Consider the following 25,353-nt stretch of genomic DNA (forward strand, 5'->3'; position numbering starts at 1 on the left):
ATGAGGCAACTCGTTTGGCCTAAAACAACCTCCGCCCCTCCCCGTTCCCCGGCAGGTGATTCGAGTGGACAGTCAGACCGCGGTCGCCACGCAGACCGCTCATGACGCATCCATGGCAGGCAGACTCAAGCCCGACTCCCTCGGCGTCCTCGGCATCCTCTTCTTCGTTCTCTCCGCCCAGGCGCCGCTGACCGGCATCGCAGGGGCCGTGCCGATCGCCATCGCCATCGGCAACGGCGCGGGCGCTCCCGCCGCCTATCTCGCGGCCGGCGTCATCGTCCTGCTGTTCTCGGTGGGCTTCGTCGCCATGGGCCGCCACGTCGTGGACGCCGGCGCCTTCTACACCTACATCGGCAAGGGCCTCGGCCGCTCGACCGGCTCCGGCAGCGCCGCTGTCGCGCTCTTCTCCTACTGTGCCGTGCAAGCCTGCATGTACGGGCTGTACGGAAGCATCATGAGCGGCCTTGTCGAGTACCACACCGGTGCGCACGTCGCGTGGTGGGTCTGGGCCCTCGGCACCATGGCGATCGTGCAGGTCCTCGGCGCCTCCGGCATCGAGATGGGCGCGAAGATCCTTGCCGTCTTCGTGCTGGCGGAGTTCAGCATCCTGGTCGCCTTCGCCCTCGTGACCCTGTTCCAGGGCGGCGGGCCCGAGGGACTCGGCTTCACCGACAGCTTCTCGCCGTCCGCCGCGCTCCAGGGCGCTCCCGGCGTGGCGCTGATGTTCGCCGTGGCGTCGATGTTCGGCTTCGAGGCCACCGCCATCTACGGTGAGGAAGCCCGCGAACCCCGTAAGACCGTCCCCCGTGCCACCTACCTGTCGGTGGCTGTGATCACGGGCTTCTTCGCCTTCACCTCGTGGATGCTGGTCTCGGCGCACGGCGCGTCCCGGGCGACGGCCGAGGCGGGCAAGGCCCTGGGGAGCGGCGACGCCACGGCGTTCGTCTTCGCGCCGATCGCCGCCCAGTTCGGCGGCTGGGTCAACGACGTGCTGCCGGTCCTGCTGGCCACGTCCCTGTTCGCCGGCCTCCTGGTCTTCCACAACTCCGCCAACCGCTACCTGTTCTCGCTCGGCCGCGAAGGGCTCCTGCCACACGGACTGACCGCCATCAACCGGCGTCACTCGCCCTGGGTGGCGGGCACCGTGCAGACCGCGGTCGCGGTGCTGCTCGTGGTGCCCTTCGCGGTCCTGGGCAAGGACCCGGTGCTGACCCTCTTCTCCTGGTTCAGCGGGGTCGCGGTCCTGGGCATCATGCTGCTGTACTTCCTGACCTCGGTCTCGGTCATCGTGTTCTTCCGCCGCTCGGGCGCCGACACCCGCCCCTGGAACACCCTGATCGCCCCCGTCCTGGGCGCGCTCGGCATCGCCGGTGCCATCTGGCTCATCGTCGCCAACTTCACGACGCTCATCGGCGGCGACCGGACCACGGCGCTATGGCTCCAGGCCGCCGTTCCGGTGGTGCTGATCCTCGGCGTCGCCGCTGCCCGGCTGACGCGGTCCAGGGCGGAGACCACCGACTGACCACGCGATCCCTCACCGATACGGCCGGAGCCTGCGCCCCGGCCGTATCGGGCCTTTGCCGAACGGCGTGCGTCGTTCGGCATCGAATGAAACGGATGAAACGGATAAAACGGAGATGGAGAGCGCGTGCTGAACGCCACCCATGAGGAACTGCTGCGCCGCGCCAAGGGACTCGATCTGCCCACGCAGCACCACATCGACGGCAAGGACGAAGCCGGTGACGGTGGATCGTTCGCCGTGATCTCCCCTCGCGACGGTCAGACCCTGGTCCAGGTCGCCGACGCGCGGGAGGCGGAGGTCGATCTCGCCGTCGCGGCGGCGCGCCGCGCCTTCGACACAGGGCCGTGGCCGCACCTGGCGCCCGTCGAGCGCGGCCGGGTCCTGCTGCGGATCGCCGAGCTGCTGGAGGAGCGGCGCGAGGAACTGGCGCTGACCGTGAGCCTGGAGATGGGCAAACCGATCACCGACGCGTACGCCATCGAGCTGCGCGCCGCGATCAACACCTTCCGCTGGTACGGGCAGCTCGCCGACAAACTGACCGACGAGTCTCCCCGTACCGCACCGGACTCGCTCGCCCTGGTCACCCGGGAGCCGACAGGCGTCGTCGGCGCCGTCGTGCCGTGGAACTTCCCGCTCACGCTGGCGAGTTGGAAAGTCGCTCCCGCGCTCGCCGCCGGCTGCGCGGTCGTCCTGAAGCCGTCGGAGTCCTCTCCGCTGTCCGCCCTCCTGCTCGGCCGCGTCGCCACCGACGCCGGACTGCCGCCGGGTGTCCTCAACGTCGTGACCGGTGACGGGCCGGTGGCCGGCCGGGCGCTCGGCCTCCACCCCGGCGTCGATGTCCTGGCCTTCACCGGATCCACCGCCGTCGGCCGCCACTTCCTGCGCTACGCCGCCGACTCCAACCTCAAGCGCGTCTGGCTCGAACTGGGCGGCAAGTCACCGAACATCGTGCTGCCCGACGCCCCGGACCTGGATAAGGCGGCGGCGACCGCGGCCTGGGGCATCTTCTTCAACCAGGGCGAGATGTGCACCGCGCCCTCCCGGCTGCTGGTCCACTCGTCCATCGCCGAACAGGTCACGGAGGCGGTCGTGGAGCGGGCGCGCGAGCTGCGGGTGGGCGACCCGCTCGATCCGGCCACGGAGATGGGCGCGCTGGTCGGTGACACCCACCTCGGCAGGGTCCTGGAACACGTCGCCTCCGGCCTGGACGAGGGCGCCCGGCTGCGCGTGGGCGGGGGCCGCGCCCTGGCCGAGACCGGCGGCAGCTACCTGCTGCCCACCGTGTTCGACGGCGTCGCCCCCGGCATGCGGCTGGCCCGCGAGGAGATCTTCGGCCCCGTCCTGTCCGTCCTCGCCTTCGACGACCTGGACGAGGCGGTACGCCTGGCCAACGCCACCGAGTACGGCCTCGCCGCGGGGCTGTGGACCTCCGACCTGTCCACCGCCCACAAGGTCTCGCGCGCACTGAAGGCGGGGACGGTCTGGGTCAACTGCTACGAGGAGGGCGACCTGACCGTCCCCTTCGGCGGCATGAAGCAGTCCGGCAACGGCCGCGACAAGTCCGCCCACGCCATCGAGAAGTACACCGAACTGAAGACCACCTGGATCCAGCTGTGACCCGCACGCACCCGCGACCCCTGATCGCGATTCCGGCCCGGTTCGCCGCGACCACGTCCGCGCTCCGCTACGCCGCCGAGGTGAACGCCCGCGCGCTGGTCGAGGCCGTGTGGCGGGCCGGGGGTGAGCCGGTGAGCATCCACCCCGCCGACCCGGCCGGAGCCGACGTGGCCGAGCGGCTCGCCCGCTTCGACGGCGTGCTGCTCCCGGGCGGCGGAGACCTGGCCCCGCACCGCTACGGAGCCACCGACGCGCATGACAGCGTCTACGACGTCGACGACCTCCAGGACGTGTTCGACCTCGAAGTCGCCCGGCGGACACTGGACTCGGGCCTGCCCCTGCTGGCGATCTGCCGTGGGTTGCAGGTGGTGAACGTCGCCCTCGGCGGCAGCCTGGAACAGGACATGGGCGGCGCGGACCGCGAGCACCGGCACATCGTGCACCCGGTCGCGATCCGGCGCGGCACCCTGCTCGAACAGGCCACCGGCGCCGAGAAGACGGACGCTTCCTGCTACCACCACCAGCGCGTCGACCGCGTCGGTGCCGGGCTCAAGCCCACCGCGCGGGCCGCCGACGGCACGGTGGAGGGGCTCGAACTGCCCGGACACGCGGCGTGGTTCACGGCGGTGCAGTGGCACCCCGAGGACACCGCGGACCAGGACCGGGCCCAGCACGGCCTGTTCGACGCGCTGGTCCAGGCCGCCCGCAACACCCGGTCTGTCGGCCGCTGCCCGGCGGCACGGTGATCAGTCGATCGCGATGCCCGGAACGGAACAGCAAGCCAGGACGAGCGGAGTCAGGGCTGCCGCCGCGGTGAGTGCCACAAACACGGTCCGCAGTGTCGGAGAGCATGCGGCGTGCGGTGTGAGGATGCGGCGCATGCGCAATACTGCCGACGGTCCGCCCGCCGCGAAGGCCATGTCGGGTGCCTGACCGGATGCCACCGCGTACAGGGCGGTGGCGAGTGCGTCCCGCGAACACCGGCGCAACGCCCGGTCGTCGGCTGCCATCTCGAGCAACAGCGGTACCTCGGTGCGAGCGAGCCGGGCCAGGGGCAGTTCACGGAAGACGGCACCGAAGGCCCCGGCTGCGGCCACCAGCAGATGGTGGCGGCCGGCGATGTGCGCCCGCTCGTGTTCCAGCACCGCTGTCACTTGCTGCGGGGTCAGGACCTCAAGTGCCCCCGAACTGACCACGACCTGAGGTCCGCGGCCCGGCAGGCAGTACACGGCCGGGGTGTCATGCTCCAGCACCGTGGCACCCAGGTCCGGTCGCCTGCTGCCGACGAGGCGCAGGAGGCCGGCGTGACGTGCGCGCCGACGTCTCGCGCTCAGGAGTTCACGTACGAACGTGACGGCGAAGGCGGCGGGCACGGAGGCCGCCGCGACGAGGGCCGCCCACACCCGGGTGCCCACGCCCGCCAGGCCGTTCGGAAGGAGGGACCCGCACTGCGCGCCGCCGGAGACGACGCAGGCCCCGGTGAAGCGGGACAGGTGGTGGCTGCCTGCTGTCGGAAGCAGTAGTTGCAGGGCCGTCAGGGACACGGAGGCGATGAGGGTCAGCCCGAGCAGGATCCACACCGTGACAGCCAGCCGGGGTGTTCGATGCGCCCAGTGGCTGCGGGCGAGCGCCCTCGGCATCAGCACCCCCACCACCAGGGCGATGGTCAGCGGCGGCAGCACATGATGGCCGGGAACGAGCAACTCGCCTGAGTAGCCGAGGAGTACGGTCACGAGGGTGCTCCGGGCTCCTCGGCACTGCCAGGCACGCGGCCCATCGCGCGCAGTGCGGCATCCAGCGCGGACACGTCCTCCGGCGACATGTGCTCGACGAATCGCTGCAGCGCGGCCTGACGGTCCTCGGTGTTGCCGAGTGCGTCCTGCATGAGGGCGGCGGTGTATTCCTCACGGCTGCGCTCGGGTTCGTACAGCCAGGCGCGCCCGGCCTTCTCGCGGCGGAGCAGGCCCTTGCGATGGAGGATGTCCGCGACGGTCATCACCGTCGTGTAGGCGACGGGACGCACGTGGTTGATGTCGTCGACGATCTCCCGGACCGTGGCAGGCCGGCCCCAGCGCCAGAGCCGGTCCATGATTTCGGCTTCCAGGTCACCCAGCCGTCGCACCCTTCCCCCTCTTCTTCCCCGTCGCCGAGGTGCCTCACATCGTATGGCACCCCTCATTGCGCCGCTCCGGCGATCACCGGGTTGAGCAGGCCGGCGGCGGCCAGTGGCAGCGCGGCCGCGTCGTTGACGCCGTCGCCGACCATCGCGACCGAACGGCCCTCGCTCTGCAGGCGCTTGACAGCGTCGACTTTGTCCTGCGGCATGACCTCGGTGATCACGTGCTCAGGGGCGATGCCCCCTCAGGGCCGCGTCCGCCCCGAGCCGTCCCAGGGCTGCGGCCCACCGGCATCGGCGCCCACCTCGGGTCCCGGCTCGTCGGCCGGATCGGCAGCCGCCCGACGGCCGTCGCCGGTATGGCCGTCGCGGCCGCCGGGACCATCCCGCTGACATCGGCGTGGCCGTCGTCTCGACCATCTCGGCATCCGGCTTCGAGCAAGGCGCCGCGGGGTGGCTTCGGCGCCCTGGAAGGGAGGCATCAAAATACCCCTAGGGGGTAACACGAACTCTGGGCAGGATGGTTCTCGATGGTTCGGGCCCCGCCTCCAGGGCCCGAACCAGCCGGTCGCGCACCATGAGCGGTAGGACGCCGAGAAGGAGGTCGGGCGGGATGGACGCATGGCAGCCGATGCTGGTCCTCCTCGGGGTGGTCGGGGCGGGGCTGGCAGGCCTGTACGGGTTGGGCCTGTGGCTGGCGGCGGCGCGGGCTCCCCTCGAAACCGGCCCCTTCGTAGGAGGCCTCGAGCCCGGCGAGCACGCCGTGTCCCGGTTCCATGTGCGCTGGTACGCGGTCACCATGATCTTTCTGGCCTTCGACATGGAGATGCTCTTCATGTACCCGTGGGTGAAGGTCGTCTCGGAGGTGGGCACCACGGCCGTCGTGGAGATGTTCCTCTTCCTCGGCATCCTGTTCGCGGCGGTGGCGTACGCCTGGCGTGAGGGGGCTCTGAGGTGGACCTGAGGGGCCTTGTGCGGCGTACGGCGATGAGCCGCCCGGCGGTGCTCGCGGTCGCGCTGCCCGGAGCGACGGAACTCCGGTTGGAGGCCGAGGCGGAGGTACGCCGGCGGGGATGGCCCGTGGCCGGCGCGCCGGCCGCCGCGGATCTGCTGGTGGTCTGCGGCGTTCCGGCGCCGGAGGACGCTAAGTGGCTGGACCGCATCGAGCGGTCGATGCCGGAGCCCGCCGTGCGCATCGTGGTGGGGGAGAGCGGGCAGGTCGCACACGCCCTCGGCGTGGCGCACAGGGACCTGACCGACAGGGCGGTGACTCCGCGCGGCGCACATGGGGACGACCCGTCGGAAGCCCGGGCGGGCGAGCCCGACGGCCATGAGCACGGCGAGCACGAAGGACACGGGGACGAGCACGGCCACGGCGCGCACCACGACAGCTCGCCGCCCGCAGCGGCCGACGGCCGAGGCCATGACGACCACGGCATGGGCCACGGCCATGATGGCCATGCCGCTCCCTCCGGCCACGAGGGGCACGGACCCCACCGACCCGCTGACCGAGCGGCGCACATGGACCATACGGATCACCAAGGGCATGGCGGCCATCTGGATCACTCGGGTCATGACATGCACGCCATGGAGGTGGCAGGCCTGCCGATGGCCGAACGGGCGGACGACCGCGACGAGTTGCGGCTCGACCAGCTGCACGTGCCGTTCGGTCCCGGGCTGAGCGACTGGCCGGCGGGGCTCCTGCTCCGTCTCACCCTGCAAGGAGACGTCGTACAGGACGTCGAGGTGGACCACCTCCCCGTGGCGTCAGGCCATCGACTGCCGTTCTGGGACGAGCCGTGGCTGCGGGCCGCACACGGCGAGGAGGTCACCAGGGGCAGCGCGGTACGCCGACGCTGTGCCGCGCATCTGGACAGTGCGGGACGGCTCCTCGCCGTCGCCGGCTGGGACGACGCCGCCGTGCGGTGCCGCCGGCTGCGGGACGAGCTGCTGTCGGGGGCGTCGCGCGAGGGTATCGGCGGCGCTGTGCGCAGGACGGTGCGGAGAGCCGGGCGGTCCAGGGCCCTGCGCTGGTCGATCGCCGGACTGGGGGAGTTGCCGGCGGACAGGGCGCGGGCTGCCGGAGTGACCGGACCGGCGCTCACCGCGGACGGGGACGCGTACGACCGGCTGCTGATGTGGCTGAGCGAGGCCGAGCGCGGCCTCGAAGAGCTCGACGACGCACGGCCGTTGGCACCGGATGACCGGACCGGCCCACGTGGCCGGCTGGACGGACCACAGCCGCCGTCGCAAGCGCTGCTCGACGTCCTCCCCGAACTCCTGACCGGCGCCGAGTTCGCCTGCGCACGGGTCATCCTGGCCAGCCTGGACCCCGACCTCGACGAACTCGCCCTCGCGCCCGAGCCCGGAGCGGCCCATGCCTGACGCAGCGCCCCTGTGGGCGGCCCTCGTCCTTCCTGTCGCCCTGGCCGTGGCCGCCGTGGTCACCGCCGGGTTCGACGCGGTGCTGTCCGGGTCGGCCGAGCGCGGTCCCGCCGGGAGTCTCCGGGAGGCCGGGCTGCGGGCGACGGGTCCGTTGCGCGAGGCCCTGCGGCTGCTCGTGCAGCAGCCGCGCCGCACGACGGCCGCCGACCGGCTGCTCGGACGGCTGGGCGTGGTGCTGGTCCCGGTGGCCGCCGTGCTCGCGGGTGCCGTACTGCCGTGGGGCTCGCGTGCCGTGAGCGATCCGTCCGTCGGCGTGGTGTGGTTCAACGCGATGGAGGCCCTGGCCTGGGCGGCGGTGTGGCTCGCGGGCTGGGGAGCGAACTCGGCGCTGTCACTGATCGGCGGGTACCGGTTCCTGGCGCAGGGCCTGGCGTACGAACTTCCGCACATGTTCGCGATCACCACCGCGGCCCTCGGCGCCGAGTCCCTGCGGGTCGGGGACGTGGTCGCGGCCCAGGACGGACTGTGGTTCGCGGTGTGGATGCCGGCCGCGTTCGTCGTCTATCTGCTGAGCGCGCTCGCGATGGCGTTCTGGGGGCCGTTCGCGCATCCGCTGTCGCGGGACGCGGCCGGTGGGGCCGCCGCCGAGCTGGCGGGTGTGGACCGGCTGGTGTTCCTGGGCGGGCGGTGGCTGCTGCTCGTGGTGACCGCCGGCTTCAGCGTGCCGCTGTTCCTCGGCGGAGGGCACGGACCGCTGCTGCCGGGCTGGGCGTGGACGTTGCTGAAGACCGCGGCGGTGCTGGCGCTGCTGGTGGCCGGGCGCCGGCTGCTGCCCACGCTGCGGATGGAGCGGTACATGGAGCTGGCGTGGATGGTGCTGGTGCCGCTGACGCTGCTTCAGGCGCTGTTCGTGGCCGTCGTCGTCCTGAATCGATGAGGAGGTGAGGGCCCTGCCCGACGACGTGATCTTCTGGGTGCCGGCCCTGCTGGCGGTGGCCAGTGGCGTCATGGTGTTCCGGTTCGACTCCATGGCCCGGGCCACGTACGCGCTGCTGACCTCGCTGCTGTGCGTGGGCGGCGAGGTGCTGCTGCTCGGGCTGGACTACCTCGGGGTCGTGATCGTGCTGATGATGACCATCGAGATGGCCATCATGGCCGTATTCATGGTGATGTACATGATGAACCCGGCCGGGCTCATGCCGATGACCATGGTCCACAACAAGCAGGGTGCGGCCGCGATCAGCGCGGTGGTCTTCGCCGTACTCGCCGCGGGGATCCTGCTCGCCCCGTGGCCGTCCCGGCGCGGCAGGCCACCGGACGATCCCACCATGGATCTGGGCCTGTCGCTGATGGGTCCTCAGATGCTCACCATGATGACCCTGGGGCTCGCCCTGTTCGCCACCATCGTCGCGACCGTCGTCCTGGCCACCCGCCGGGGCCGCTACGACCGCTTCGGCGACGACCTGAAAGCGCGCAGGGCCGACGACCCGGTACGGGGAGGGACGGGCCGATGAGCCTGGAGCTGTTCCTGCTGCTCGCCGCCGCGCTGTTCAGTATCGGCCTGTTCGGCGCGCTCACCCAGCAGTCGATCGTGATGCTCATGATGGGGCTCGAGCTGATGCTGGGCGGCATCATCGTCGGCGCCGCCGCCGTCTGGCACTACATCGCCCCGGCCGCCGCCGACGGGCAGGTGCTGGTGGTCCTGGCAGTCACGGTCATGGCGGTGGAGATGGCCATCGGGTTCGCCGTGGTCACCGCGCTGTTCCGGTCCCGTGAGGTCGACATGACCGACATGGCGGCGGAGCTGAAGGAGTGAGCGCGCTGCTGTGGGCGCTCGTCGCGCTGCCGCTGACCGCGGGGACGCTGCTCGCGGTTGTCGGCCGCCCGGCGGACCGGTACGCCCCGATGGCTGCGGTCGGTACGGCCGTCGCCGCGCTCGGTCTCGCCGTCGCCGTGGCGTTCGAGCACCCGCGGGTCGAGGCGCCGCTGCTCGAAGGGCTTCCCGCCGGGCTCGCGGTCGACGGGTTGTCGGGCCTCATGGCCGTGACCGTCACGGCGGTGACCGCTGCCGTCCTGCTGTTCAGCGTCGCGGACATCGGACCCGGCGAGGCACGCGCCCGCTTCTTCGGGCTGATGCTGCTGTTCGGCGGCGCGATGCTGACGACCGTCACCGCGACCACACTGCCGGTCCTGCTGATGGCGTGGGAGGTCATGGGCGCCACCTCCTGGGCGCTGATCGGCTACTGGTGGCGCGACCCCGAGCGCGGCGCTGCCGCCAACACGGCCTTCCTCACCACCCGCGCCGCCGACCTCGGCCTCTACCTCGCCGCCGGAGCGGCGCTGGCGAGCGGGCAGGCCGGTTCCCTCGCCCTCGACGACCTCCCGGACGCAACCGGCACCTGGTCCACGGTCATCACCGCCGGCGTCATCGCGGCCGCGTTCGGCAAGTCGGCCCAACTGCCGTTCAGCTTCTGGCTGTCCAGGGCCATGCAGGGCCCGAGCCCGGTCTCCGCCCTGCTGCACTCGGCGACCATGGTGGTGGCCGGGGCGTATCTGCTGCTCCGGCTGGAGCCGCTGCTCGAGCAGTCCGGTTGGGGCGGACCGGTGGTGGCGTGGACGGGTGCAGTGACGGCGGTCGTGCTCGGCCTGGTCGCCGTGGCGCAGAGCGACCTCAAGCAACTGCTCGCCGCATCGACCTGTGCCCAGATCGGCTTCATGGTGCTCGCCGCCGGGGCCGGTGCGGTCACCGGCGGGACTCTGCAGCTCATCGCCCATGCCGCCGCCAAGAGCCTCGCCTTCCTCGTCGCGGGCGCCTGGCTGACGTCCCTCGGAGCCAAGGCGCTGCCCGCCCTGCGCGGTGCGGCCCGGCGGCACCGTACGGCCGGGGTCACCTTCACCGTCGCGGCCCTGGCCCTGGCGGGGGTCCCGCCCCTGTCCCTGTGGGCGGCCAAGGACGTACTCCTCGCGGGCGCTCTTGAGGACCACATGGCGCTGTACCTCGCCGGGTTGGCCGGTGCCGTCATCTCCGCGGTCTACAGCGCCAAGGCGCTGTGGTTCGTCTGGCAGCCCGCTTCCGCGACGGACGACCGTACGGAGGAGCCGCTGCCGTATGCGACGCGGCTGCCGCTGGTGACCCTGGCCGTCGCCTGCGCCGCTCTGACCGTCACGTCCTTCCCGCCCGCGCGGAACACCGTCGAACGGGTGCTCGGCGGCGCGCCACAACCGGCCCCGTCGGCATGGGAGTTCGCCCTGTCCGGCGCGCTCGCGGTGGCCGTCTCGGCCGCGGTCTGGATCAGGGGTCCGCACCTGCTCGCCCTGCCCGGCCGGATCACCGCCCTGGCGTCGGAATGGCTTCGCCTGGAGACCGCCGCGCGCACGCTCCTCGTGCACCCGGTCCTGCGTCTCGCCGACGCGCTCGCCGTCTTCGACGACCGGGTGCTGGACCGCGCCGTCGAAGGCACCGCCCGCGGCTCGGTCCGGCTGGCCCGATGGACCGACGCCCGGGCGGAACGGCTCGTCGACGGCACCGTGGAGGGCGTGGCCGGCGGCGCCCGCGCGCTCGGCCGCTGGGCGCGCCGACCGCAGACCGGGCAACTGCACCAGTACCTCGCCCAGGCGGTCGCCGCCTTCACCGTCCTCGCCGTCGTCCTCGTCCTCGTGAGGTGACCGCCGTGCTCACGGCCATCGTCCTGATCCCGACCGCCGTGGCGGCCCTCCTGCTGTGCCTGCCGCGCAGCGCGCCCCGCCCCCTGTGCCTGACGGCCTGGATCGCGACCACCGCCGCCGAACTGGTCCTGACGCTGATCGTCTGGGCGGGATACCGGGCCCACGGCGGCATCCAGTACGAGACGCGTGCCCGCTGGATCCCCGACGCCGGCATCAGCTACCACGTCGGCGTCGACGGACTGTCCCTGCCGCTGGTGGCCGTCACCTGCGTACTGTTCCTCGCCTGCGCGCTATACGCGTGGCGCGAGACCCGGCGGGTCAGGGAGTTCGCGGCGCTGTTCCTCTTCCTGCAGACGACGTGCCTCGGCCTGTTCGTGGCCCTGGACCTGATCCTGTTCTTCGTCTTCTTCGACCTGTCCATCGTGGCGATGTACTTCGTCATCGCCGGGTGGGGACACAAGGGCGCCGGCCGCGCCGCCCTGAAGTTCTTCCTCTACACCTTCACCGGCTCCCTCGCCCTGCTGCTCGGCTTCATCGGCCTCTACCTGGCCGCCGACCCGCACACCTTCGACATCGTCGAACTGACCACCGCCAACCCCCTCGCCGGACGCTCCGCTCACGGAGCCCTGGTCCTCCTCGCCATCGCCGTCGGACTTGCGGTGAAGACCCCCACCGTGCCCTTCCACACCTGGCTGCCGCCCGCCCACACCGACGCTCCGGCCGCCGGATCGGCGATCCTCGCCGGCGTGCTGCTGAAGATGGGCACGTACGGCTTCCTGCGCATCGCGCTGCCTGTCCTGCCCGGCGCCTGGCGCGACTACGCGCTCGTCTTCGTCGTCGTCGGCGTGGTCTCCGTGCTGTACGGAGCACTGGTCGCCCTCGCCCAGGCCGACTTCAAGCGGATGGTCGCCTACACCTCCGTGAACCACATGGGCTACATCGTCCTGGCGATCGGCGCGGCCGGGGCCGTCGGCGCCGGCCAGGAGGACGCCCGCCGCCTCGCCGTCACCGGCTCGGTCTTCCAGATGGTCAGCCACGGCCTGCTGACCGGCGCGCTGTTCCTGCTGTCCGGCGTGCTGTACGAACGCGGGCGGACGTACGAGATGTCCGCATACTCGGGTGTCGCCGGGCGGGCTCCCGTCTTCGCCGCGCTGACCGGCGTCGCCGCCTTCGCCTCGCTCGGGCTGCCGGGCTTCTCCGGCTTCATCGCCGAGTTCCAGATCCTCACCGGGAGCCTCGGGCCCGAGCCGGTCGCCACCGGCCTGGCCGTGCTCGGGATCCTGCTCACCGCGGGCCTGTTCCTGCGCGCCCTGCAACAGATCTTCCTCGGGCCGCTGCGGCTGCCCGCCGCCGCGCCCGGTGCCGACCGGCCGTTCCCCGACATCCGCGTCCACGAAGGGCTCGCGATCGTTCCACTGCTGATCCTGGGCGTCGTCCTCGGCCTCGCTCCCCGATTCGTCCTCGACGTCATCGAACCCGCCTCGCGCACCGTGCTGGAGCTGCTCGCGCGATGAACGAGATGACCGGGATGAACGAGAACCCCCTCGACCTCCTGCCCGAGGTGCTGCTCGCGGCCTCCGCCGTGCTCGGGCTGCTGCTCGGGGCCTGGCTGCCGCGCCGCCGCCAGTGGCTGACCGGGGCCCTGGCGGGCGCGGCCTGTGCCGGGGGGATCGTGGCCGCCGCCATCGCCGCGTCCGGCCCCGTGGAGACGGCCTTCGGGGCGTCGTTCGCCATCGATCCGCTCACGGCCACCAGCAGGATCGTCATCCTTGGCGGCACCCTGCTCGTCCTCGCGCTCGCCATGCCGCGCCGGCACGGCGACCCGCGCGAAACCGAGTTCTACGTCCTCCTCCAGCTCGCCGCGGTGGGCGCGCTCGTCCTGGCCGGAGCCCAGGACCTGCTGCTCCTCGCCGCCGGCTACCTGCTGGCGAGCGTGCCCGCCTACGCGCTCGCCGGGTTCCGCAAGGACGGCCCCGGCACCGAGGCGGCCTTGAAGTACTACGTCGTCGGCGCGCTCCTCGGTGTCCTGATGCTCGCGGGCATCACCGTGCTGCTCGCCGCCGGCCGGGCGACGGCGTACCCCGTGCTGCGCTCCGAGCTCGCCCAGGCACCGGCCGGGCTGGTCGCCGTCGGCACGCTCGCCCTGCTCGCCGGCGTCCTGTTCAAGGCCGGAGGCGTGCCCGGCCACTTCTGGGTGCCGGACGCCGTCCAGGGCAGCTCGGCCCCGGTGGCCGCCTTCCTCACGACCATCCCGAAGATCGGCGCCCTGGCCGCCCTCTACCGGCTCGCCGCCGTGCCGCTCGCCGACGCCGACCTGCCCTGGGCCGGCCTGGTGGCGGTGCTCTCGGTCGCCTCCATGACCCTGGGCAACCTGGCGGCCTTCTTCCAACAGGACGTCAAACGGCTGCTCGCGTACTCCACCATCAGCCAGGTCGGCTACCTCCTGCTCCCGGTGGCCGTCGCCGGACGCACCGACCTCGACCAGGAGGCGCTGTTGTACTACCTGGCCGGGTACGCGCTGACCAACCTCGGCGCTTTCGCCGTCGTCTGCGCCATCCCGGGAGCCCTCGCCATCGACGACTACCGGGGCCTGGCACGGGCGCACCCGGCCCTGCTCGCCTCACTCGTGGTCTGCCTGCTGGGCCTGGTCGGCACGCCCCCGACGGCCGTGTTCCTCGGCAAACTGGAAGCCTTCAGCGCGGCCTTCGACGGCGGCTACGCCTGGCTGGCCGTCGTCGCGGCGGTCAACACCGTGGCCTCCCTCTTCTACTACCTGCGCTGGATCGCCCCGGCGTTCCTCGCACGCGGACCCGCGGGTGACTCCCGTACGACGTCACGGACGGCCGCTGTGATCGCCTACGGTGCGGCGGCCGGATCCGTCGTTCTGGGACTGCTCGGAGGGACCGTCCTCGACGCACTGGGCGGTCCGCTCGCGCCCTGACCGCGAAGTGCCAAGCGACTTAGTAGTATCCCCGGTAGGTCGAGTACGGAGGGCAGGCTTGAGCATGAGCGGGCGGCTGCGCACAGGTGGGGCCTTCGGGTACCTCCTGCTGGTCGTCATGCTCACCTTGGGCGTGTTCGCCATGCACACGATGGGCCACCCGGAAGATTCCTCCGGGCACGGCATGAGCGGCGTCCCTGCTGCCGCAGGTGCGCACCAGGACGGCATGGCCCAGAGGGCCGCAGCCCCTGAGCCCTCGGCCGAGCCGGAGGCGGCGGCCGGGCACGGGACAGCGGCATCGGCTGCCAAGTCGCCGGTGCACGAACTCCCGGGCGGCATGGACCCGATGTCCGTGTGCCTGGCGGTTCTCACTGCGGGGCTGCTCGGGCTGTTTCTCCATGCGCTGGTGGTCCGCCGGCAAGAGCGGCTGACCGCCCTTCTCGCTCGATCGATGGCCTTGGCGCGCCCCGTGACACCGCCGCCGAGACCGCTCCTGTCCGAGTTGTCAGTTCTGCGGATATAGGCCGAACCGTCGCGCGGCCCATTCAGTGCTGCCCGCGCAGACGCCTACTCCGCACAGACAGAACTGACGACAAGAGGTATGTGGCACATGACTGCCTACAAGCACGCCCTCAACCGCCGCCTGAGCCGCCGTCTCGCCGTGGTGGGTGCCATCACGGCGGGCGGGCTGCTGCTCACCGCCTGCGGCGGGAACGACATGGAGGGCATGGACCACGGGAGCGGCAACTCCGCCTCCGCCTCCCCCTCGCCCACCCGGGCGACGGGTGAGAACCCGGCGCCCGGCGCGTCCAACGACGCGGACGTCAAGTTCGCGCAGATGATGATCCCGCACCACGAGCAGGCGCTGGAGATGTCCCAGCTCGCGGACGGCCGGGCCTCCGACGCGGAGATCAAGACCCTGGCCGCGGAGATCGAAAAGGCCCAGGACCCCGAGATCCAGACCATGAAGTCCTGGCTGAAGGGCTGGGGCGAGCCGGTGTCCGCCGGGGAGAGCATGCCCGGTATGGACCACGGGGCCGGCGGCATGGACCACGGGTCCGGGATGTCGGGAATGATGTCCGACGAGGACATGAAGAAGCTCGAGGCCGCCAAGGGCACCGAGTTCGACCGGATGTTCGCGCAGATGATGATCGAGCACCACAAGGGCGCGATCACCATGGCGGAGGACGAGCAGAAGAACGGCCGCAACGCCACGGCCAAGAGGCTCGCCGCCGACGTCGTGAAGACCCAGTCCGCCGAGGTCGAGAAGTTCGAGAAGATCCTCGACCGGCTCTGATCCGCATCACCCACTGACCGCTCCGGGCTCCGAGGCGCGCACCCGAGGAGCCCGGGCGGTCACCTCCCCATGCGGGCAGGACGTTCAACAAGCGCCTGGCGGTCACGTCGAGCGGCGGTCACTGATCCGCGACGAGCGCTCAGGCGGCCATCATGACGAGCATGGCGCACATCGTGCCGCCCATGCCGATATGGGCCAGCAGCGCCGCGCCCGGTGACGTACCCGGTGGGCGACGGCGGTTCCGGTGGCCCGCTGCCGCGTGGGCCCGGCGCTTGTCGCCTCCCGGTCGGGCCCTGTCCCAGACGGAGACGGCCAGGGACGCGGCGAACACCACGATCGCGTCGGGCAGGGCGAGGAGCCGCCGCGCCCAGCGGCCCTTGCCCGCGGCGCGGCCCGAACCCGCCGACCGGCCGGTGCCGCGGAGCCGTGCCCACACGGCCGCGACGATCGAGAGCAGGAAGTACACGGCGAGGGCGAGCAGGACGGCGCGCCACACAGAAGCGGAGTCTCCCGACGCGGAGCTGTGGGCGGCGCCGGCCGTCATGTCGTGACCGGCCGTCCCCGAGGAGTGGTCCATGCCCTCCGTCCCGGCCATGCCCTCGGTCCCCGCGGTACCGGATCCGTGCCCGTGCCCGTGATCCATGCCGGCCATCGAGTGCCCGCCCAGAGCGAGGACCGGCGCGGAGTCGGTACCCGGCATGGCGAGCGTCATGATCACCATGGCGGCACTGCCGATGACGTGATGCGCCCAGCGGCGGCCGTGTCGCCAGCCGTGCAGCCGAGCATGGCGTACGGACAGGGCCACGCCACCCAGGCCGACGGCGCTGAACACCGTCACCCACCACAGCCCGTGGTCCCCGAAGCCGGCCGCCGTCGCGGGCAGGAACATCGCGGCCATGCCGCCGGCCATGACGAGATCCCCTCCGGCCGCGAACCGGGCCTGTCTGCTGCCGGCGGCGGCCAGCCGCGCCGTGCTCACGACTGCCACGAACGCGGCGACCGCCGCCAGCGTCCAGTTCAGGGCCGGACTTCCCATCGCTGCCCTCCGCCTCCGACCATCGTCGCCGGCGCCCTGTGTCGCGGGCCCGTCGACTTCCGTGGTCCTCCGGCTGCCATCTACGGATGTCCTTAGTACGTAGTGGTGCCAAGAGGCGTTCAGCACGGCGCCGAGGCTGTGAGAGGGCGTGAGGCGACGGAGCCCCGCGGTGGCGCCCTCGTCAGGCGTGTACGAGGCGTTCGGCGCGGGCGAAGTAGTGGGCGCCGGTCTCGTGGTTGTCCAAGTGCTGGTAGAAGCCGCTCATGCCACGAAACACGTAGACCGCCTCCTGCGCATCCGGCGAGGTGAGGTCCCCGGCCGCGATCCGGTCGAGCAGCTCCGCCATCGGGTAGGAGAAGGAGACCTCCTCGCTGACGTATTCGCCGCCGGTCTCGGTCCAGCCGTCGGGCCGCTCGGTGCCCGGGGGCTGGTAGACGGGACGGCTCCAGCGTTCGAAGGCGTACATCTGTGTTCCCGCGTGCCTCCAGCCCTCCGGGAACCTCGGCACGATCGACTGCGACCACCACCGCTCGATCTCTCGGTCCAACAGGGGATCGCTGTACAGCATGCGGTGACCGGACGCGACGGCCGGTGATTCGGCGATGACCGGGAAGCTCTCGCGGAAGGCGGCGACCGACGGATGGTCCGACGCGTCGATCCAGTCCAGCAGACTGTGGATGACCTGCGACTGGGTCATCCCGGCGAGCCGCCGTGCCGGGTGCCACAGCCGCTTGAAGTACTGGTTCTCCCCGAGGATCCGCGCCAGGTACATGAAGCGCTGCATGCGGAGGTTCTCGTCGAAGGTGGAGGTGCGGTTCGCGAGGACGTACTCGAAGTCGTCGGACTGCCCGCGGACGGTGACGAAGCCGTGGATGTCACGCTGTTCGCTGTAGTCGGTGTTCGGCAGGAGCAGCAGCGGATAGACGGCGATCCTGGGAACCTTCTCCGCCAGCTTGTCGTAGCCCTGGAAGAAGGACTCGGTCGTTTCGCCGGGGGCGCCCCAGATGAGTTCGACGAACGCCTCCATCTCCTCCTCGGCCAGCCAGTCGGTGAGTTCCTCCCACTGGTTGAGCTTCATGTTGCGCCGCCGCATGTCGGTCAGCGCCTGATCGGAGAGCGTCTGCAGGGCCAAGGTGAACGAGCTCTTGAATCCGCGTTGCTTGAGCGTACGAACGATGCGGTGGAATCGCTCCGACTTGTTCTTGGCCCAGTTGGCTTCCAGCGCGATGGGGAAGCCGTACTTCTCGTTCATTCGGAGGAGGTCCTCGGTGAACTCCTCGTCGGCCTGCAGCATGCCGAAGTTGGCGTCGCACAGGAAGACCGTGGGCACCTCGTGGTAGCCGAACATGTCCAGTTCGGCGGCGAGCCGCTCACGTGAGAAGGAGCGCACGCGTTGACCGGTGGCGCCACCCCAGTAGCAGAAGGAGCACTTGTAGGGGCAACCGCGGTTCGTCTCCAGGAGAGCGAACTCATAGGGGAAATGCCCATCGCGGTCGAGGAGCGGTATCGCTCCGGTGAGGAACGGTGACGGGATGACGTCCAGATCGTCGATCCGCTCGCGCTCGCTCGTGGTGACACAACTACCGTCCTCCGGAGAGCGGAAGGACAGGCCGGCGATGTCGGCAAGGTGCGGTTCACGACGGTCGGCGAGGAGGGCGGCGGTCAGGTCCCGGAAGGTCAGCTCACCCTCACCGTTGACGACGACGTCCACGGACGGGCACTCGCGGAACACCTTCTGGCCCTGGTTGCTGACATGGTTACCGCCGAAGACGGTCACGCCGTCCGGCTTGAGCTGTTTGTGGAGTTCGGCGAGGCAGGCGAAGTTGCGGTAGTTCCAGCCGAGCACCGAGAAGGCGAGGACGTCGGGTATGTCGCCGTCACCGAAGATCATGCGGGCCATCTGCGTGATGGACCAGCCGCCGCGCAGGTTGTGGATGCGTACCTCGGTCTCGGGCCCGAGGTCCGGGTCGGCGTCCAGTACCGCCTTCATGTAGCCGGCAGCCAGTGGCATGGAGTCGATGGGCAGATCCCAGGCGCTCTGCTGCACTAAGCCGATCTTGAGCATGACGCGATTCCCTTCGGGTGCGGGGCAGGGGGAGCCGGCCGCGACGCTTACAGGGGCGAGCGCGGCCGCGTAGAAGGACGAATCATGAGCGGAGGAGTTCACCCAGGAAGAGGGCGGCGAAAACGAGCATGAGAGTGCCGGATCCACGGTCGATCCACACCCGCCGCTGAGGCGTCAGCCAGCGTCTCAGCGTCGAAGCGCCGAGTGCGAGGAGGGTGAACCAGAGCCAGGAGGCGCTGACCGTCCCCGCGGCGAAGATCGGGCGGTGATCCGGAGCCTGGGCGGCGATGGCCACACCGAGGATGCCGACCACGTCCAGGACGGCGTGGGGGTTGAAGACGGTGACCGAGGTGCATTGCGCAACCACACGGCGCCAGCGCATCTCAGGCGGTGTGGACTGGTCGAAGTCCTCTGGACGCGACCGGAAGGACTTGACCGCCAGGTACGTCAGGAACACCACGCCGGCGGCCAGGAGGAAGGACTTGATCCCGGGGATGCGGTTGAGTACCGCTGAGGTCCCGGCACCGCCGAGAGAGATGAGGACGGTGTCGCAGATACCGGCGGCCACGACCGCCACGAACACCCGCGGTACGCCGAAGGTGAAGCCCTGGTTGATGAGGAAGATGTTCTGCGGCCCGATGGGCGTGATCATGGCGAGGCCGAGCAGCATCCCGGCGAAGTAGGCATCCACGGATCAGCGCGTCGGCACCCAGGTCACCGTCGTCTCCTGTGCCGGGTCGAAGGTGTGGAGCGTGACAGACGAGGCATGGGGAGCCACGCGGTCCGCGAGCTCCCGCTGGGCCTCTTCCAGTACGTCCGGGGCGATCACGGGCGAAATCCCTTCCAGAAACAGCACGGCATCTGCAGTGTTCTCCGTGACCTTGGTGTTGTCGGCGTCCCGGTGATTCCAATGGCGCGTCAGCACCTGATGACCATCGGCGTACACGATTTCGCCGGGTACGGGCGTCTCGCGTTCCTCGGGCTGCCCGAGAGGAATGTGCACATCGCCCGGCCCCGCTTGCCGCAGGGTGAAGCCATGTCGGATGTGATCGAGGTCGTAGCCGCCGGTGGGCAGCGTGTAACGCAGTGAGACGAGGTTGCAGGTGTCGACGAGAGGTGAGATCCGCGGCAGCCTCCCGGACCTGGCCAGCCGCCGACCCAGCGCATCGACGCTCGGCCGCATCCGCCGCGGGTTGGTCCCGAAACTGCGGAGCAGGTCGTGCCAGGCGGCGATGGCCGGATGGTCCTCGCCGGGCATCTGCCGTCGACCGGCTCTCACCTCGGCTTCCAGCTCGGTCAGTTCGGATTCCGTCTCGGGCCACGATCCGGAGTTGTCCAGACCGAGGGCCACGATGACGGCGGTGTGGCACTCCGGATAGCGGGCAGCGACCTCCGGTGCGATCGAGAGGCGCAAACAGCGTTCGGTTTGGGCGAACTGACTCGTGACAACGTCAGGCATGGGGGGAGATTTTCCTAGTCTTCCTGCGGTACCGGTGCGTAGGTGGGGCCTGCGCCGTTGAAGGCCGGCACGGGTGGCTCCGTGCCCTGACAACGCGTGAAAGCAGCCGTTGTCACGAACGCCCGCACGTCAGGCGTGGCTCACGGCTCACGTCCTCGTGGGACATGACCAGGGGACTGCCGCCGCCCTTTTGGGGCGTCACGTTTGCGAAGCGTGTCCAGTCCATCAAGTCCAGCCCGGAGCTTGCCCCGCATGCAATCGGTGGTCTCAAGGATGGCGAGTTCCTTGTGTGGTGTGGCTGAACTCGTGCGCAACCGGTGCCAAGGACGACGGTGGGGGTGGCGGGCACCTTGGCTAACCTGCACGCGTGACCACCGACCTGACCCTCCTGCCGCGTGTCGCCCATCGCGGACAGGAGATCACCGCGCCGCGGCTCCGCGGCCTCCTCGCGCTGCTCGCCGGCGACCTGCGCACGGGCTGCAGCACCGAGCGCCTGGTGGCGGGACTGTGGCCGGACGCGTTGCCGGAGCGGCCGGCGAAAGCGGTGCAGGTCCTCGTGTCCAGGGCGCGGGCGCAGCTGGGGGCCGACGTCATCGCCGGCACACCGACCGGGTACCGGCTCACCCTCGCCGAGGACCAGGTCGACAGCTCCGCGCTGCTGCTGCACGCCGCCGCGAGCGCGGAACGGGCCAGGGCCGGGGACCACGCGGGATCGCTGGCCGCGGCCGAGGCCGGGCTCGCACTGTGGGAGGGCACCCCTGACGAGGCGTACGACACCGACGACCCGGTAGCCGCCCTGCGCACCGAGCGTGCCCCCGTCCGCGGCACTCTCCTACGCGCGCGGGCGCTCGCGCTCGCCCGCCTCGGACGGCACGCGGAGGCGGCCGGGCCGCTGGCCGTGGCAGCTTCGGAGCATCCGCGCGACGAGGAGGTGCTCGTCGAGCTGCTGCGCTGCGAGGCGGCGACGACAGGCCCGTCCGCCGCGCTGATGCGGTACGAGGCGTACCGCCGGGAGCTCCGCGACGAGCTGGGCACGGATCCGGGCGCCGGGCTCAAGGCCGTACAGCGGGAACTGCTGCGCGGCGAGGCACCTGTGGTCCGGCACGGCGTGCCGCACGAGCCGAACCCGCTCCTCGGCCGGGACGAGGACATCGCGGCGGTCCAGCGGTTGCTGAGCGCCTCCCGCGCCGTCAACGTCGTCGGCCCCGGCGGCCTCGGCAAGACCAGGCTCGCGCACGCCGTCAGCCGCCGGGCCGAGCAACGCGTGGTGTACTTCGTGCCGCTCGCCGGTGTCACGGTGGACGAGGACGTGGCCGTGGAGGTGGCCTCCGCGCTCGGCGCGGGTGAGAGGCGGCCCGGCGTCGTGAGCGGCCACACCTCGGCCGACCCGGTGTCCGGCATCCTCGGCGTCATCGGCTCCGGGCCCGCTCTGCTGGTCCTCGACAACTGCGAGCAGGTCATCCGGGGCGCCGCCGACCTCGTCCAGGCCCTGCTCTCGTCCTCCGGGGACCTGCGGGTGCTGGCCACCAGCCGGGCCCCGTTGGGCCTCACGTCGGAGGCGGTGTACGCGCTGCCGGAACTCCGTCCCGACACCTCGGTCGAGCTGTTCACGCAGCGGGCCCGGGCGGCCCGGCCCGGCGTGGAACTGCCGCCGGACCAAGTGTCCGAGCTGTGCGGCCACCTCGACGGGCTGCCGCTCGCCGTGGAGTTGGCCGCGGCGCGGGTGCGGGTCATGTCGGTGCCGGAGATCGCCCGCCGCCTCGGCGACCGGTTCGCGCTGCTGCGCGGCGGGGCACGGGACGTTCCGGAGCGCCACCGCACACTGCACGCGGTCGTGGGGTGGAGCTGGAATCTGCTGGACGGTGAGGCCAGGGCCGCGATGCGCATGCTGTCCGTCTTCCCCGGTGGCTTCTCGGGCGAGGCGGCGGAACGGGTGCTGGGCGAGGACGCGCTGTTCCTGCTGGAGCAGTTGGCCGATCAGTCGCTGCTCACCGTCGTTGACACCCCGGCCGGCGCGCGGTTCAGGATGCTGGAGACCGTACGGGAGTTCAGCGCGGCCCGGCGTGCCGAGGCGGGCGAGGAAGAGGAGGCCGTCGGCCGGTTCCTCGCCTGGGCGCGGGACTTCGGGGTCGCGTACCACGACTGGCTCTTCAGCTCCGAACCGCTGACCGCCTGGGAGCGGGTCAGGGCCGAGCAGGACAACCTCGTGCCGGCCCTGCGGTACGCCCTGGCCCGTACGGACGGCCCCACCACGGCCGCCCTCACCGCCGTCCTCGCCGCCCTGTGGTCCACCGGCTCCAACTACCCCCGCCTCACCGCCCTCGCCGCGGACACCGGCCGGCCGCTGTCGCACTACCACCCCGAGCCCGAACACGTCGAAGTCGCCCGCGCCGCCGCGGTGTTGTGCACAGCCAGCCTGTTCATGGGCTACGGCCCGCACGTCGTACGCCAGCTCGTCACCCTCCGTCGACTGCCCCCGGCCCCACCGGACACGCTGCTGCGGGCCGTCGCGGTGGTACTGGGCGCGATCCCGGACATGATGCCGCCCGACTACGAAGTGCTGCACCGGCTCTGCGAGAGCGAGCAGCCGCTGCTCGCCGGCATCGCGGAGTGCGTCGCCACCTACGTGTGGGAGTCGGAGCACGACATCGACCGTGCGCGCGCGTCGGCTCGGCGGATCATCGCCGCACTGGCGCCGGTCGACAACCCGTTCCTGCAGGTCATGGGCCACGCCCGGCTGAGCGAGCTGTGCTTGCAGACGGAGCAGGGCGAGGAGGCGTACGGACACCTCAAGGCGGCGCTCCAGGCGCTGCCCCGGCTCGGCGACGAGCACGACCTCATCGGCGTCCGCTGGGGCCTGGTCCTCGCCTGCCTGCAGCGCGGCGACCCCGACGAGGCCGAGTACTGGCTGCGGCAGGCGCAGGGCGCCAACACCACGCAGCAGGAGGACTACAGCATGGACCTCCTCGGGCGCGCAGAGATCGCGCTCGCGCGCGGACTGACGGAGGTCGGGCTCGGCTTGTGGCGCAGCGCCGTGCAGCCGCTGGCCGCAGCCGGCCCGGTGCCCGGCGGCGACCCCTTCTTCGACCGGTGGGTGCTGCAGACCCTGGCGGTGGCGGTGACGGCCCACGCGCACGCCGGCCGTCTCGAACTGGTCCCGGAGCCGGTCGAGCGGCTGCGGAAGGGGCTGCGGGCCCTGCTCTCCGGTCCGGCCGGCTCTCCTATGGAACTCCCCGTGATCGGGACGGTGCTGCACGCCCTCGGTATGGCGGGGCTCGCCTCCGGCGACGCCGGTGCCGTCCGGATGATCGCGCTGGCCGAACGGCTGCGGGTGCTGCGCGATTTCCAGCCGACGATGTCGGCGGACCGCGCCCGCAAGGCGGCCCAGGACGCCGACCGGGCGGCCTACGCCGACGCGGTGTCGGAGTACGCCGCCCTGGGGCGGGACGAGTTGCGGGAGGCGGCCCGCGCTGTCATGCCGGTTACTTCGGGTCGCGGTTGAACAGCGACGTCGACCAGCGGTAGCCGAGTGCGGTCAGGCCGACGCACCAGGCGATCGCGATCCACCCGTTGTTGCCGATCTCGGTGCCGAGCAGCAGGCCGCGCAGGGTCTCGATGGCCGGCGTGAACGGCTGGTACTCGGCGATCGGCTGGAACCATCCCGGGATCGCGTCGATGGGGACGAAGGCGCTCGAGATGAGCGGGAGGAGGATCAGCGGCGTCGCCATGTTGCCGGCCGCCTCGGGGTTCGGGCTGGCCATGCCCATCCCGACCGCGATCCAGGTGAGCGCCAGGGCGAACAGCGCGATCAGTCCGAACGCCGCCAGCCACTCCAGGGCCGTGGCGTCCCTGGACCTGAAGCCGATGGCCACGGCGATGGCACCGACGAGGACCAGGCTGGCGAGCACCTGCAGCACGCTGCCGACGACGTGCCCGACGAGCAAGGACCCGCGGTAGACCGCCATCGTACGGAAGCGGGCGATGAGGCCCTCGGTCATGTCCATGGAGACGGAGATCGCGGCCCCGATCACGGTGGAGCCGATGGTCATCATCAGCAGGCCCGGGACGAGATAGGCGATGTAGTCCGAGCGGTCGGCGCCGCCGCCACCGATGCCCGCGCTCATCACGTCTCCGAAGACGTAGACGAAGAGCAACAGCAGCATGATCGGCGTGAGCAGCAGGTTCAGGGTCATGGACGGGTAGCGCCGTGCGTGCAGCAGGTTGCGGCGCAGCATCGTGTTCGAGTCGCGTACGGCGAGGGAGAGAGCGCTCATCGGACAGTCTCCTCGGACTGGTTGGGGACCTTGGTGCCGCCGGTCAGGGCGAAGAACACGTCGTCGAGGTCGGGGGTGTGCACGGTCAGCTGGTCCGCCTCGACCCCGGCCGAGTCCAGCCAGTCGAGGATGGCGCGCAGCTCGCGCTGGCTGCCGTCGCTGGGGATCTGCAGCGACAGCGCCTCGTCGTCCCCGGTGGCCTCGCGCAGGACGACGGCGGCGGACCGGTACGCGGCCGGGTCGGTGAACCGCAGCCGCACATGCCCGCCCGGGACGATCCGCTTCAGCTCGTCGGCGCTTCCCTCGGCGGCGAGCTTGCCGTCGCTCAGCACCGCGATGCGGTCGGCGAGCTCGTCGGCCTCTTCCAGATACTGGGTGGTGAGGAAGACGGTGACGCCGCCGGAGACCAACTCGCGGATGATCTGCCACATGTTGTGCCGGGAGCGCGGGTCGAGGCCGGTGGTCGGCTCGTCGAGGAAGATGATCCGCGGGTCGCCGACCAGCGTCATGGCGATGTCGAGGCGGCGCTTCATGCCGCCCGAGTAGGTGGAGACCGGCTTCTTCGCGGCCTCCACCAGGTCGAGGCGCTCCAGCAGTTCGGCGGCGGTACGGCGGCCCTCACCGCGGGAGAGGTGGTGCAGGTCCGCCATGAGGAGCATGTTCTCCTCGCCGGTGATCAGGCGGTCGACGGCGGAGAACTGCCCGGTGACTCCGATCGCGGCCCGCACCGCCTGCGGCGCGGTGGCCAGGTCGTGGCCGCCGACGTGCAGTTCGCCGGCGTCGGCGGTGATGAGGGTCGACAGGATCTTGACGGCGGTGGTCTTGCCGGCGCCGTTCGGGCCGAGGAGGGAGAAGACGGTGCCGGCCGGCACCGCCAGGTCGATGCCGTCGAGAACCGTCTTTTCTCCGTACGCCTTGCGCAGCCCCTTGGCCGCGATGGCAAGTGAGCGGGATGTCGTTGTCGTCATGCCGCAG

22 protein-coding genes and 1 pseudogene are annotated in these 25,353 nt (G+C 71.2%); 14 read left to right on the plus strand and 9 right to left on the minus strand.

From position 1 onward, the window contains the following. The first annotated feature begins 64 nt into the window (after nucleotides 1–64). From ACH4G3_RS15285 to ACH4G3_RS15295, 3 genes are all read left to right on the plus strand, one after another. Nucleotides 65–1,522, plus strand: coding sequence for an APC family permease (locus ACH4G3_RS15285; RefSeq protein ID WP_397624898.1), 1,458 nt, complete (start codon nucleotides 65–67; stop codon nucleotides 1,520–1,522). A 126-nt stretch (nucleotides 1,523–1,648) separates the two neighbouring features. Beyond that, on the plus strand, nucleotides 1,649–3,139 hold the full coding sequence (locus ACH4G3_RS15290) for an aldehyde dehydrogenase (protein ID WP_397624899.1): 1,491 nt from the start codon (nucleotides 1,649–1,651) through the stop codon (nucleotides 3,137–3,139). Continuing rightward, nucleotides 3,136–3,885, plus strand: coding sequence for a gamma-glutamyl-gamma-aminobutyrate hydrolase family protein (locus tag ACH4G3_RS15295; RefSeq protein WP_397624900.1), 750 nt, complete (start codon nucleotides 3,136–3,138; stop codon nucleotides 3,883–3,885). Before ACH4G3_RS15290 ends, ACH4G3_RS15295 begins: the two co-directional genes overlap by 4 nt. Here ACH4G3_RS15295 and ACH4G3_RS15300 read toward each other — a convergent pair whose 3' ends face one another. From ACH4G3_RS15300 to ACH4G3_RS15310, 3 genes and pseudogenes are all read right to left on the minus strand, one after another. Beyond that, nucleotides 3,886–4,872, minus strand: coding sequence for a M56 family metallopeptidase (locus ACH4G3_RS15300; RefSeq protein WP_397624901.1), 987 nt, complete (start codon nucleotides 4,870–4,872; stop codon nucleotides 3,886–3,888). Next, nucleotides 4,869–5,261 carry a BlaI/MecI/CopY family transcriptional regulator gene (locus tag ACH4G3_RS15305; protein WP_397624902.1) on the minus strand — a complete coding sequence of 131 codons (393 nt, stop codon included), beginning with the start codon at nucleotides 5,259–5,261 and terminating at the stop codon, nucleotides 4,869–4,871. The genes ACH4G3_RS15300 and ACH4G3_RS15305 overlap by 4 nt, the downstream gene beginning before the upstream one ends. 86 nt (nucleotides 5,262–5,347) lie before the next feature. After that, nucleotides 5,348–5,497, minus strand: a pseudogene (locus tag ACH4G3_RS15310) (HAD family hydrolase); the annotation flags it as partial. Nucleotides 5,498–5,868: 371 nt separating this feature from the next. Here ACH4G3_RS15310 and ACH4G3_RS15315 point away from each other — a divergent pair. From ACH4G3_RS15315 to ACH4G3_RS15360, 10 genes are all read left to right on the plus strand, one after another. Then, complete coding sequence (locus tag ACH4G3_RS15315; RefSeq protein ID WP_397624903.1) at nucleotides 5,869–6,219, plus strand: NADH-quinone oxidoreductase subunit A; 351 nt, start codon at nucleotides 5,869–5,871, stop codon at nucleotides 6,217–6,219. Next, entirely contained in the window at nucleotides 6,210–7,640 is a 1,431-nt protein-coding gene (locus tag ACH4G3_RS15320; RefSeq protein WP_397624904.1) for a hypothetical protein, read from the plus strand. Before ACH4G3_RS15315 ends, ACH4G3_RS15320 begins: the two co-directional genes overlap by 10 nt. Further along, nucleotides 7,633–8,577 (plus strand): NADH-quinone oxidoreductase subunit H, encoded by a 945-nt coding sequence (locus ACH4G3_RS15325; RefSeq protein WP_397624905.1) that lies wholly within the window; start codon nucleotides 7,633–7,635, stop codon nucleotides 8,575–8,577. The genes ACH4G3_RS15320 and ACH4G3_RS15325 overlap by 8 nt, the downstream gene beginning before the upstream one ends. 13 nt (nucleotides 8,578–8,590) lie before the next feature. After that, nucleotides 8,591–9,154, plus strand: coding sequence for an NADH-quinone oxidoreductase subunit J (locus ACH4G3_RS15330; protein WP_397625491.1), 564 nt, complete (start codon nucleotides 8,591–8,593; stop codon nucleotides 9,152–9,154). Continuing rightward, on the plus strand, nucleotides 9,151–9,456 hold the full coding sequence (nuoK, locus tag ACH4G3_RS15335; RefSeq protein ID WP_366709796.1) for an NADH-quinone oxidoreductase subunit NuoK: 306 nt from the start codon (nucleotides 9,151–9,153) through the stop codon (nucleotides 9,454–9,456). Before ACH4G3_RS15330 ends, nuoK begins: the two co-directional genes overlap by 4 nt. Beyond that, complete coding sequence (locus tag ACH4G3_RS15340) at nucleotides 9,453–11,306, plus strand: NADH-quinone oxidoreductase subunit 5 family protein (RefSeq protein ID WP_397624906.1); 1,854 nt, start codon at nucleotides 9,453–9,455, stop codon at nucleotides 11,304–11,306. Before nuoK ends, ACH4G3_RS15340 begins: the two co-directional genes overlap by 4 nt. A gap of 5 nt (nucleotides 11,307–11,311) precedes the next feature. Then, nucleotides 11,312–12,820: a complex I subunit 4 family protein gene (locus ACH4G3_RS15345; RefSeq protein ID WP_397624907.1), complete on the plus strand. Its 1,509-nt coding sequence runs from the start codon at nucleotides 11,312–11,314 to the stop codon at nucleotides 12,818–12,820. Between the two features lie 5 nt (nucleotides 12,821–12,825). After that, nucleotides 12,826–14,247, plus strand: a complete 1,422-nt coding sequence (locus tag ACH4G3_RS15350) for an NADH-quinone oxidoreductase subunit N (RefSeq protein WP_397625492.1) — start codon at nucleotides 12,826–12,828, stop codon at nucleotides 14,245–14,247. Between the two features lie 64 nt (nucleotides 14,248–14,311). Continuing rightward, nucleotides 14,312–14,770 (plus strand): DUF6153 family protein, encoded by a 459-nt coding sequence (locus ACH4G3_RS15355; protein ID WP_397624908.1) that lies wholly within the window; start codon nucleotides 14,312–14,314, stop codon nucleotides 14,768–14,770. 87 nt (nucleotides 14,771–14,857) lie between these two features. Continuing rightward, entirely contained in the window at nucleotides 14,858–15,544 is a 687-nt protein-coding gene (locus tag ACH4G3_RS15360; protein WP_397624909.1) for a DUF305 domain-containing protein, read from the plus strand. Between the two features lie 139 nt (nucleotides 15,545–15,683). Here the strand turns inward: ACH4G3_RS15360 and ACH4G3_RS15365 are convergent, their stop codons facing one another. The 4 genes from ACH4G3_RS15365 to ACH4G3_RS15380 form a co-directional block, all read right to left on the minus strand. Continuing rightward, nucleotides 15,684–16,580: a DUF5134 domain-containing protein gene (locus ACH4G3_RS15365; RefSeq protein WP_397624910.1), complete on the minus strand. Its 897-nt coding sequence runs from the start codon at nucleotides 16,578–16,580 to the stop codon at nucleotides 15,684–15,686. Nucleotides 16,581–16,761: 181 nt separating this feature from the next. Beyond that, nucleotides 16,762–18,645, minus strand: a complete 1,884-nt coding sequence (locus ACH4G3_RS15370; protein ID WP_397624911.1) for a KedN5 family methylcobalamin-dependent radical SAM C-methyltransferase — start codon at nucleotides 18,643–18,645, stop codon at nucleotides 16,762–16,764. Between the two features lie 82 nt (nucleotides 18,646–18,727). After that, nucleotides 18,728–19,336 carry a LysE/ArgO family amino acid transporter gene (locus ACH4G3_RS15375; protein ID WP_397624912.1) on the minus strand — a complete coding sequence of 203 codons (609 nt, stop codon included), beginning with the start codon at nucleotides 19,334–19,336 and terminating at the stop codon, nucleotides 18,728–18,730. Between the two features lie 3 nt (nucleotides 19,337–19,339). Further along, nucleotides 19,340–20,104 (minus strand): B3/B4 domain-containing protein, encoded by a 765-nt coding sequence (locus ACH4G3_RS15380; RefSeq protein ID WP_397624913.1) that lies wholly within the window; start codon nucleotides 20,102–20,104, stop codon nucleotides 19,340–19,342. 367 nt (nucleotides 20,105–20,471) lie between these two features. Here ACH4G3_RS15380 and ACH4G3_RS15385 point away from each other — a divergent pair, with 367 nt between their 5' ends. Beyond that, nucleotides 20,472–23,606, plus strand: a complete 3,135-nt coding sequence (locus ACH4G3_RS15385; protein ID WP_397624914.1) for an ATP-binding protein — start codon at nucleotides 20,472–20,474, stop codon at nucleotides 23,604–23,606. Here the strand turns inward: ACH4G3_RS15385 and ACH4G3_RS15390 are convergent. Together ACH4G3_RS15390 and ACH4G3_RS15395 are read right to left on the minus strand one after the other, a co-directional pair. Next, complete coding sequence (locus ACH4G3_RS15390; RefSeq protein WP_397624915.1) at nucleotides 23,587–24,378, minus strand: ABC transporter permease; 792 nt, start codon at nucleotides 24,376–24,378, stop codon at nucleotides 23,587–23,589. The two genes, ACH4G3_RS15385 and ACH4G3_RS15390, sit on opposite strands and share 20 nt — an antisense overlap. After that, nucleotides 24,375–25,346, minus strand: a complete 972-nt coding sequence (locus tag ACH4G3_RS15395; RefSeq protein ID WP_397624916.1) for an ATP-binding cassette domain-containing protein — start codon at nucleotides 25,344–25,346, stop codon at nucleotides 24,375–24,377. Before ACH4G3_RS15395 ends, ACH4G3_RS15390 begins: the two co-directional genes overlap by 4 nt. Nucleotides 25,347–25,353: the final 7 nt, after the last annotated feature.

The sequence above is a fragment of the Streptomyces afghaniensis genome, from assembly GCF_044327915.1.
GTDB classification, from domain to species: domain Bacteria; phylum Actinomycetota; class Actinomycetes; order Streptomycetales; family Streptomycetaceae; genus Streptomyces; species Streptomyces afghaniensis.